Here is a 9,539-nt window from a genome sequence, read left to right as displayed (position 1 = left end):
CCCGAAGGAGTGACCGATGGACTACCGCCCGCTTGGCCGCAGCACCCTGAACGTAAGTGCAATCGCCCTCGGCACCATGACTTGGGGTGAGCAAAACACCCAAGATGAAGCCTTCGAGCAAATCGAATACGCCAAAAACGCCGGGATCAACTTCATCGACACTGCCGAAATGTACCCGGTGCCGCCCAAGGCTGAAACCTACGCGACCACCGAGCGCTACATCGGCAACTGGTTCAAGGCCCGCGGCGACCGTGCCGACTGGATACTGGCCAGCAAGATTGCCGGGCCGGGCAACGGCATCGACTACATCCGTGACGGCCAGCTCAAGCACAACCGCACCCACATCGTGCAAGCGCTGGATGCCAGCCTCAAACGCCTGCAAACCGACTGGATCGACCTTTACCAACTGCACTGGCCTGAGCGCAGCACCAATTTCTTTGGTCAACTGGGTTACACGCACAACGCAGACGAAGGCTTCACCCCGCTGGAAGACACCCTCGAAGCGCTGGACGAACAGGTCAAAGCCGGCAAAATCCGCCACATCGGCCTGTCCAACGAAACACCTTGGGCAACCATGAAGTTCCTGCAACTGGCCGAGAGCCGTGGCTGGCCGCGCGCCGTCTCGATCCAGAACCCCTACAACCTGCTCAATCGCAGCTTTGAAGTCGGCCTGGCCGAAATCGCCATTCGCGAACAATGCGGGCTGCTCGCCTACTCGCCCCTGGCGTTCGGCATGCTGACCGGCAAGTACGATGGCGGCGCCCGCCCGCCAAAAGGCCGCCTGAGCCTTTTCAGCCGCTTCTCGCGCTACTCAAACCCACAAGCCGTGGCTGCCAGCGAACGTTATGTAGCACTGGCGCGTGAGCACGGGTTAGACCCTGCGCAAATGGCCTTGGCGTATGTCAACCAACAGCCTTTCGTGACCAGCAACATCATCGGCGCGACCACCCTGGAACAACTGAAAAGCAACATCGCCAGCCTCGACCTGAAACTCTCGAATGAAGTGCTTGCGGGCATTGAAGCGATTCACAAAGACCAGCCGAACCCGGCGCCTTAACGCAAACCTTTGTAGCCGCTGCCGCAGGCTGCGATGGGCAGCGCAGCGGCCCTGCTCTTTGAAGGCCCTGCGGACCTTATCGCAGCCTTCGGCAGCGACTACAGGCTTGCTTATTTCCCCTAGACACACAGGAAAAAACATAAGACGATCCAGCCGCAAGTTGACCAATTTCACCTATAAGAATAATCAAATCATGTCTAATCAACTCTCCACGCCCTTGCGGCGCGTCAGCATTTTGGCCATCGATCGAGTGTTCGCCTCGACCCTGATGCAAGCCAAGGATTTTTTTCATCTGGCCAGCCTGCGCCACGGCAAGCAATTGGGCCAAGGGCTCAACGCCAGCTTCGAAACCCGACTCGTCAGCCCCGACGGCCAGCCCGTCAGCAGCTTCAGCAATGTCATGCTTCCCGTCGACGGAGGCCTTGAAGACACTGACATCATCATCCTTCCGGCCTTCTGGGACGACTTTGACACCCTCTGCCAGCGCTACCCGCAAATCATGCCGTGGTTGCGTGAGCAACATGCTCGCGGCGCCGTGTTGTGCGCAGAGGCCACAGGGGTGTTCTGGCTGGCCGAAGCCGGGCTGCTCAATGGCAAAGAAGCCACCACGTACTGGCGGTTTTTCAATACCTTCGCAGAACGCTTCCCGCAGGTGCACCTCAATCAGGACAAACACCTTACCGACGCCGACAACCTGTACTGCGCTGGCGGTCCGACCTCGGCCTGCGACCTGTACATTTATTTGATTGAGCGTTTCTGCGGCGCCAATATCGCCCAGGCCGTGGCCCGCGACATTTTGTATGAAGTGCAGCGCAACTACTCACCCGGCCGCATTGGTTTCGGCGGGCAAAAGCTGCATCAAGACGTGATCATCTTGCAGATCCAGCATTGGCTCGAAGAGCACTTCGCCGACAAGTTCCGCTTCGAAGACGTGGCCCGCGAACATGGCATGAGCATTCGCAATTTCATGCGTCGCTTCCAGATCGCCACCGGCGATAAACCCCTGCACTACTTGCAGCGGCTGCGCATAGAAACAGCCAAGGGCTTGCTGTCTGCAACCCGCAAGAGCATCAAGACCATCAGTTATGACGTGGGCTACGACGACGCCAGCTTCTTTGCACGGCTGTTTCGCCAGCACACTGAGTTGTCGCCCAACCAGTACCGGCAGCAGTTTCAGCAAGCGGCTTAATTTTGGCAGGCAGTCTGTAGGAGCGAGCTTGTCTCGCGATCTTTTAAAAGATCGCGAGACAAGCTCGCTCCTACAACAGTGCTCAACTAAGGCTTGTGAGCGCGCGTCAGGTATTCGTGGGACTGCATCTCAAGCAAGCGGCTCAAGGTCCGCTGGAACTCGAAGTTCAGACGACCGCCTTTGTAGAGGTCTTTGAGCTCTACTTCAGCCGAAATGATCAGCTTGACGCCACGGTCATAGAACTCGTCGACCATGTTGATAAAGCGACGGGCGATGTCGTCAGTTTTAACGTCCATTTGCTCAACACCGCTGAGGATCACAGCGTTGAAGATTTTGCCGAGCTCAATGTAGTCGTTCTGGCTGCGCGGGCCGTCACACAGCTCACGGAAATCAAACCAGGCCACGTCATCGCAGGTGCGAAGCGCGCGAATGGTTCGGTTCTCAATGACCAGATCATCGTTCTCGACTGCCCGGGTGGAGTTGTGCGTCAGCGCTTTAAAGCTCTCGCGCAGGCTCGCCTCTGAGGCTTCATTGAGCGGGAAGTGAAACAGCTCGGCTTGTTCCAGATGGCGCAAGCGATAGTCCACGCCACTGTCGACGTTAACGATCTCGGTGTTCTGCTTGATCAGCGCAATCGCCGGCAAGAAGCGCGCACGTTGCAGACCGTCCTTGTACAGACCGTCTGGCACGATGTTCGAGGTTGCAACCAGGGTGACGCCGTTTTTGAACAACTCTTCCATCAAGGTGCCGAGAATCATGGCGTCCGTAATGTCCGACACAAAGAATTCGTCGAAACAAATCACCCGCGCCTCATCAGAAAAACGCTTGGCAATGATGGTCAGCGGGTTCTTTTCGCCAGGGAGCGTGCGCATTTCTTCATGAACACGCTTCATAAAGCGGTGGAAGTGCGTACGTACCTTCTGCTTGAACGGCAGCGCATCAAAGAACGTATCGACTAGATAAGTCTTGCCCCGGCCAACACCGCCCCAGAAGTACAAGCCTTTCACGGGCGCCTGTTCTTTTTTGCCAAACAGCTTGCCCAGCAAACCGGGCTTGCTCTGCGAGGCGGCAACCAGGTCGTCATACAGACGCTGCAAATGGCGCACAGCGTTTTCCTGCGCGGCATCGTGGAAGAAGTCCGGGCGTTTCAGATCAACTTGGTATCGTTCTAGAGGCGTCATAATTCGTTAGCAAGGCAACAAAAACGGGCCGACACTGTAGCGACGGCCCTAAGGAATGGCAATCAAACCTGAGACGAAACGTCGCACTTTTTCAGTCTTGCGCGGGCACCAGTGCCAGGCGCAATGCTTCGATTGCCGCATCACGTGTCGCGTCATCGGCAAATACCGGACTGTCTGCAACGCACGCATCCTCCAGCCAAACGCTGAAGCTCAAGCCATCAACACGCACATCCAGCGCTTCGCCAGATTGCAGTTGCTTGGTCACCTGACCTGCGGTTTTGCCATCGGCGAAGCTGCGCGACAACAGCAGTTGTTCACCATCGGCGGCCAACAGGCGGAAACGGAAGCTGCCGTCTTCATCTCGGAAGCTGACAAAGCGCGGGCCTTTGGCGGCTTTCTTCTTGGTCGTTGCAGCGGTCTGCGCGGCACCCACGAACGAACGCAGGCCAACCGCTTCACGCAGCTCTGCCAAGAACGGGGTCGCCGTTTTACGGGCTTTTTGGGCGCCCGCCTGCAGAATGTCTTCCATATCGGAGGGACGCGAGATCAAGTCATGGTAACGATCGCGGGCCTCGCCCAGCTCTGCGTCCAGCAGCTTGAACAGACGCTCTTTGGCCTCACCCCAGCCCAAGCCTTGCAACAACTCGCTGCGGAACTCAGCGGACTGCTCAGGCGTCGAGAACGCCTGATACAAGGTGAACAGGTGCGAATTGTCCGGGTCTTTGGCTTCGCCCGGCGCGCGGGAGTCAGTCACGATCCGCGAAATCGCGCTTTTCATGTCTTTGGCGCTGCTGAACAACGGAATGGTGTTGTCGTAACTTTTCGACATCTTGCGACCATCAAGGCCCGGCAAGGTGGCCACGCTTTCTTCGATCAAGGCTTCAGGCATGGCGAAGAACTCTTTGCCATTGCCGAACAGGTGGTTGAAGCGCTGACCAATGTCACGGGCCATTTCAACGTGCTGGATCTGGTCACGACCAACCGGCACTTTGTGCGCGTTGAACATCAAAATGTCCGCCGCCATCAATACCGGGTAGCTGTACAGGCCCATGGAAATGCCCGCATCCGGGTCTTCGCCGTTTTCCAGGTTCTTGTCCACCGAGGCCTTGTAAGCATGCGCACGGTTGAGCAAGCCCTTGGCTGCCACACAGGTCAGCAGCCAGGTCAGTTCCGGGATTTCCGGGATGTCTGACTGGCGATAGAACGTCACACGCTCAACATCCAGACCGGCCGCCAGCCAAGTTGCCGCGATTTCCTGACGCGAACGCTGAATGCGCTGCGGGTCATCACATTTGATCAGGGCGTGATAGTCGGCCAAAAAGTAAAACGAGTCGGCGTTGCTGTCACGGCTGGCAACGATTGCCGGGCGAATGGCCCCGGCGTAGTTACCCAAGTGCGGTGTACCGGTGGTGGTAATACCGGTGAGGATACGAGTACGAGTGGTCATGGCTAATCGCTTATCAGGCTGCAATCAATTCGAAAGGCGTGGCGCTACCAACTCTTTGAGTTCAGGCAGCTTGCCGTGAAAAAAGTGTCCGCATTCTGCCACTTTCAGCAGCTCATGGGGGCGCGACAGGTTTTTTGACCAGTTATAGACCAGTTGCGGATCAATCACTTCGTCAGTTTCGGGCTGGACTACCGTGATCGGGCACGTCTGCGGCAGGGCGTCTTCGTCACGTAAACGCATCACGGCGGGCGCCACCATGAACAACCGCGACAGGCTTTGTCCCTGCGCCTCAAGTCGCCCGCCCAGGCTTGCCGCGACAAAACCACCGAATGAAAAACCGAGCAACGTCAGTGGCAATTCAGGGTGCTTGGCGCGCAACCAGTGGGCGGCCGCCAGCGCATCGTCGACTTCGCCGGTGCCCATATCGTGGCTCCCGGCACTTTCGCCGACGCCGCGGTAATTAAATCGCAACGTAATCAGACCAGCATCGCGCGCAGTGCGCTGCAAGGTCGAAACCACTTTATTCATCATCGTCCCACCCTGAACCGGGTTGGGATGGCACAGCAGCGCAAGGCCGCGCGGCTCAGCAGAATCAAGGTATAAAGCTTCCAATTGGCCAACCGGGCCATCAATCAGTACGGGGGTTTCGCGGGTAAGCAAGAAGGAACTCCGTGACCTCAAAGTGGGTCGACACGTCTAGCTGATAGATTCTGTCTGACATATTTGCGAGTGCATCGCGGTATACAGCGCAGGTCCGAGCCGTTAACGTAAAGCAAAGCCGTTTATAGAGGAAGGACTCGTGGAACACTCGCTCTTGATTTGGTTGTTGCCGACTCTCGCCCTGGTTGCCGGTGTCGCTATTGGTTTTCTGATTGCCCGTCTGCTGCCGAACGCCGCGCCTAGCCGTACGCAGCGTCAGTTGGACGACATCCAGGAACGTTTTGATAATTATCAAAGTGAAGTGGTTACCCACTTCAACAGCACTGCAACTCTGGTGAAAAAACTCACTCAGAGCTACCAGGAGGTGCAAGACCACCTCGCCGAGGGCGCCAACCATTTGGCCCTGGACGAGCAAACTCGCCAACGCCTGCTGGCCGCCCTGCACTCTGACGCGCCACAACCGCACCGCGAACGCCTGACCCCGCCGCACAGCTCCGAGCCACCAAAGGATTACGCCCCAAAAACCCCGAACGCCCCCGGCATGCTCGATGAGCATTACGGCCTGAAGAAGTAATTCATCCGGCAAAGCGCTCAATAAAAAGCCCCGCAATCAGCAATGATTGCGGGGCTTTTTGTTGGCGCTGTAGCCGCTGCCAAAGGCTGCGGCTACATCTGGCACGTTACGGGTACTGCTGAACCTGACCTTGTTGCTGGTAATTCATACCCGGGATAGGCGCCAGAGTAATCTGAACACGGCGATTCTGAGCGCGGCCGTCTAGGGTGGCGTTGCTGGCAATCGGATCTGCCGGGCCTTTACCGATGACCGACAGGTACTGACCGCTGACACCCTGAGACGTCAAATACGTCGCGACGCTTTGCGCACGCTGCTGCGACAACTGCTGGTTGAAGGCGAGGCTACCCGTGCTATCGGTGTAACCCACGATTTGGATCTGCTGCTGGTTATTCAACTGCTTCAGCGAGTTAGCAAGGCTGTTAAGCGGCTGATAGAAGCTTGGCGCGATGTTCGCCGAGCTGGTCGCAAACGTAATGTTGCCCGGCATTACCAGAGTAATGTTGTCGCCCTGGCGCTGAACTTCAACCCCAGTGTTGGCCATGCTGGCGCGCAACGCAGCTTCTTGCTTGTCCGCGTAGTAGCCATAGCCCGCAGCCCCCAGACCCGCCACAGCGGCGCCAATCAATGCGCCCTTGCCACGGTTGTTATGGTCGATGGCAGCACCTGCAACAGCACCGGCCAAAGCCCCCAGACCACCGTAAGTGGCCGTTTTACTCATGCCCGAAGAACCCTGTCCTTGCCCTTGATTGCTATACGGGTTTGGCGAGGCGCAGCCGGCTAACAAGGCAATCGCACTTGCAGCAATAATCAAACGACGCGAGGTGAACATGGTGAAACTCCTGATCAATCTTTCTGGGGGCAAAGGTCTCTGGCAATAAACCTCTGCAGGGCGTTGGAACGCGACCAACGGTAAAAATTCCATTACATCTTGGTTAAGCACGAACAAACGGGTTCTCACGCATTTCATCGCCAAGCCGGGTATCCGGGCCATGCCCGGCAACCACGGTGGCATCTTCATCCAGCGTATAAAGCCGCTGCTTGATCGAGCGCACGATGGTGGCCTGATCGCCGCCCCACAGATCCGTGCGTCCTACACCGCGACGAAACAGCGTATCGCCCGCAATCAAGAGCTTAGACTCAGAAAACCAAAAACTCATGGATCCTGGCGTATGCCCCGGCGTGTGCAGCGCAACACCACAGCCACAGGCCAGCTCTTCGTCATCTGCCAACCAGCGATCTGGCGGCGGCACAGGCGTATATGGCACGCCAAACAAGCCGCATTGCATCTCAAGGTTGTCCCACAAAAACTGGTCTTCCTTGTGCAAATGCAACGTAGCGCCGGTTTTCTCCTTGAGCTGGCCCGACGCTAAAAAGTGATCCAGATGCGCATGCGTATGGATGATGCTCACCACCTTCAAGCCCAGCGTCTCCAGCCGCGCCAGAATCAACTCATGATCGCCGCCCGGATCGACCACGATGGCTTTTTTAGTGATCGGGTCACCAATGATCGTGCAGTTGCACTGCAAAGGTCCGACGGGGAAGGTTTCGCGAATGAGGGCGGGCTTTGTGCTCATGGTTCAGGCTTCCAGATCTGTTTAAAACCGCTCAAAACTTCAGCCCCACACTCAGCGCCACAAAATCGCGGTCGCTGAGTGTGTTGTAGCGTCCACCAAAGAAATTGGTGTACGACAGGCTGCTGGTGTAGGTGTTTTCGTATTCGGCATCAATCCCCAACGTGATCGCCTTGCGACCTTCTTCAAAGGTGTTGTCAGGCCCCGGCGAGTAGCCGCTGACGTCATGCGACCAAGCCAGGTTGGGTTTGAGGTCAAGGCCCGAAAACACCTTGTTGTATTCCCACACCGCACGCCCGCGATAGCCCCAGGCAGTGGCGGTGGTAAAGCCGTCATTGCCTGCCGAGCCAAACACCGGGTCGCGTCCGTAGCGCAGGTCAGCGTTGCCTTCCAGCCCCGCCACATGCGTGACGCCCACTTCACCCATCAGCGTCAGTCGATCCGCGCCCATGGCATTGTCGAAGATATGCGTCAGCGAGGTCTGAAACTGGCTGATTTCTTTGCGTCGATACCCTTGCGAATCCGCCCCCGGCGTCACGCTCAGGGGTGACGCATCGGCAAGCCCAGGCAGTAATGTCACGTTGGCGTACAGCAAGTCGTTGCTATTGAGTTGCACCGGCGCATTGGGCCGGTAACTCAGCTCACCCTTCCAGGTCGTGCCTGTGGATAAGGTGGTCTTGAAGCTCAGCCCGTACAGCCGAATATCTTCCGGGTACTCGACGTAGTAGCTGGAATTGCCGGCCACGATCATCGGCGCCAGACTGCCCGCCCCCACAGCGGCGTTGTACACCGACTGCGACGCCGCGCGACCGCTGATGATCGGGTCACGGCTGTGGTAGTTCATGAAGAACGCCCCGAACTCGGTGTCCAGCGGTTCAAATACATAGTGCATGGCCACGCCAAATTGCCCGCTGTTGCGCGCATCACGGTCCGCCCCTCGGCGAACCAGCACACCTTCGCCATTTACATCGACACCCGCCGAGGTCAGCGCCGCCAGATCGGCCACATCGAGCGCAGAACGTTTGCTCATCACTCGATAATTGCCGCTGCAACCATCAGCAATCACGTCGGATTGTGAGAAGAACGTGCCGCAGTTATCGGTTTCAGACTGTTCCCAATCGAGCTGGTAAAACGCCTCGGCCGACAAGTTTTCGGTCAGGTTTTGCGAGACGTAGAACAGATTGACTGGCACCAGGCCGTCTTTGATTTCAGTGCCAGGCCGCCGGTAAGCGGAAACATCCGTGGGGTTGATTGCATTGATCCCGCCGCCGATAAACTCACTCTCGCCCCAACTGACCACTTGCTTGCCCAAACGCACAGCGCCCGGCTGATCGCCGATCGCGTAGTTGTGATAGACGAACGCGTCCAGCAGTTGCGTGCCCGCTGACTGCGCAGAAGCCTTGCGGCCGCTGTCACTGATGGGTTTAAAAGGACGGCTGTCGTCTTGCAGTTCGAAGTCGTACCAATACTTGCCGCGCACATAAAGACCGCTGTCGCCGTATTTCAGCTCCAGGCCGTGCATGCCGGTAAATATTTTGGAGAAGGTTTCGCCGCGCTTGAAATTCAGGCGGCCATCGTCGGAGATGGCGGATTGGCCTTTGCCGCCGTTGTTGGCGCCAATCAAGTTGTGATCCGCCTTGGCGGTGGACCAACTGGCGCCGATGGACAGCTCGGAATCCAGCTGACCCTCGACTTCCCCCATGTTAAAGCTCACGCCCCAGGCGGGCCCGGCGAGTGCCGAGACGAGGCTGACTGCCAATGGCAGTTTGGCTCGGCACCAGAACCGGTTAACTGAGGACATCGATACTTCTCCGTGCGCACGCTGCAATAAGCTCGCAAGGATGAAGGAAAACCAGAATT

General features: G+C 57.4%; 9 protein-coding genes. 3 read left to right on the top strand and 6 right to left on the bottom strand.

Annotated elements, in window-relative coordinates:
• Positions 1 to 16: 16 nt before the first annotated feature.
• A complete protein-coding gene (locus tag RHM56_RS02020; RefSeq protein ID WP_322238049.1) occupies positions 17 to 1,057 on the top strand; it encodes an NADP(H)-dependent aldo-keto reductase in 1,041 nt (346 codons plus the stop codon).
• A gap of 292 nt (positions 1,058 to 1,349) precedes the next feature.
• The gene (locus RHM56_RS02015; RefSeq protein WP_322241673.1) at positions 1,350 to 2,246 is read left to right on the top strand and encodes a GlxA family transcriptional regulator; all 897 of its coding nucleotides are present in this window, start codon (positions 1,350 to 1,352) and stop codon (positions 2,244 to 2,246) included.
• Positions 2,247 to 2,332: 86 nt separating this feature from the next.
• Here the strand turns inward: RHM56_RS02015 and zapE are convergent, their stop codons facing one another.
• The 3 genes from zapE to RHM56_RS02000 form a co-directional block, all read right to left on the bottom strand.
• A complete protein-coding gene (zapE, locus tag RHM56_RS02010; RefSeq protein ID WP_322238047.1) occupies positions 2,333 to 3,427 on the bottom strand; it encodes a cell division protein ZapE in 1,095 nt (364 codons plus the stop codon).
• Between the two features lie 91 nt (positions 3,428 to 3,518).
• Entirely contained in the window at positions 3,519 to 4,874 is a 1,356-nt protein-coding gene (locus tag RHM56_RS02005; protein ID WP_322238045.1) for a tryptophan--tRNA ligase, read from the bottom strand.
• Between the two features lie 24 nt (positions 4,875 to 4,898).
• Positions 4,899 to 5,534 (bottom strand): alpha/beta hydrolase, encoded by a 636-nt coding sequence (locus RHM56_RS02000; protein WP_322238043.1) that lies wholly within the window; start codon positions 5,532 to 5,534, stop codon positions 4,899 to 4,901.
• Between the two features lie 139 nt (positions 5,535 to 5,673).
• On the opposite strand from RHM56_RS02000, the gene RHM56_RS01995 reads away from it, so the two are divergent.
• Positions 5,674 to 6,108, top strand: a complete 435-nt coding sequence (locus RHM56_RS01995) for a YhcB family protein (protein ID WP_322238041.1) — start codon at positions 5,674 to 5,676, stop codon at positions 6,106 to 6,108.
• 106 nt (positions 6,109 to 6,214) lie between these two features.
• On the opposite strand, the gene RHM56_RS01990 is transcribed toward RHM56_RS01995, so the two are convergent.
• The 3 genes from RHM56_RS01990 to RHM56_RS01980 all read right to left on the bottom strand — a co-directional run bounded on the left by RHM56_RS01990 (position 6,215) and on the right by RHM56_RS01980 (position 9,480).
• On the bottom strand, positions 6,215 to 6,937 hold the full coding sequence (locus tag RHM56_RS01990; RefSeq protein ID WP_322238039.1) for an OmpA family protein: 723 nt from the start codon (positions 6,935 to 6,937) through the stop codon (positions 6,215 to 6,217).
• Between the two features lie 103 nt (positions 6,938 to 7,040).
• A complete protein-coding gene (locus RHM56_RS01985) occupies positions 7,041 to 7,682 on the bottom strand; it encodes an MBL fold metallo-hydrolase (protein WP_322238037.1) in 642 nt (213 codons plus the stop codon).
• Positions 7,683 to 7,713: 31 nt separating this feature from the next.
• Positions 7,714 to 9,480: a DUF1302 domain-containing protein gene (locus RHM56_RS01980; RefSeq protein ID WP_322238035.1), complete on the bottom strand. Its 1,767-nt coding sequence runs from the start codon at positions 9,478 to 9,480 to the stop codon at positions 7,714 to 7,716.
• Positions 9,481 to 9,539: the final 59 nt, after the last annotated feature.

The sequence above is a fragment of the Pseudomonas sp. CCC3.1 genome (assembly GCF_034347405.1).
Lineage (GTDB): Bacteria > Pseudomonadota > Gammaproteobacteria > Pseudomonadales > Pseudomonadaceae > Aquipseudomonas.
Note: the sequence above shows the minus strand (reverse complement) of the source record. Positions and strands in the feature narration are given on the sequence as shown.

What these genes read in the sequence shown, in the direction of transcription:
- RHM56_RS02020 (WP_322238049.1), top strand. Translation starts at nt 17, where the DNA reads ATGGACTACCGCCCGCTTGGCCGCAGCACCCTGAACGTAAGTGCAATC.
- zapE (WP_322238047.1), bottom strand. Translation starts at nt 3,427, where the DNA reads ATGACGCCTCTAGAACGATACCAAGTTGATCTGAAACGCCCGGACTTC.
- RHM56_RS02005 (WP_322238045.1), bottom strand. Translation starts at nt 4,874, where the DNA reads ATGACCACTCGTACTCGTATCCTCACCGGTATTACCACCACCGGTACA.
- RHM56_RS01990 (WP_322238039.1), bottom strand. Translation starts at nt 6,937, where the DNA reads ATGTTCACCTCGCGTCGTTTGATTATTGCTGCAAGTGCGATTGCCTTG.
- RHM56_RS01985 (WP_322238037.1), bottom strand. Translation starts at nt 7,682, where the DNA reads ATGAGCACAAAGCCCGCCCTCATTCGCGAAACCTTCCCCGTCGGACCT.
- RHM56_RS01980 (WP_322238035.1), bottom strand. Translation starts at nt 9,480, where the DNA reads ATGTCCTCAGTTAACCGGTTCTGGTGCCGAGCCAAACTGCCATTGGCA.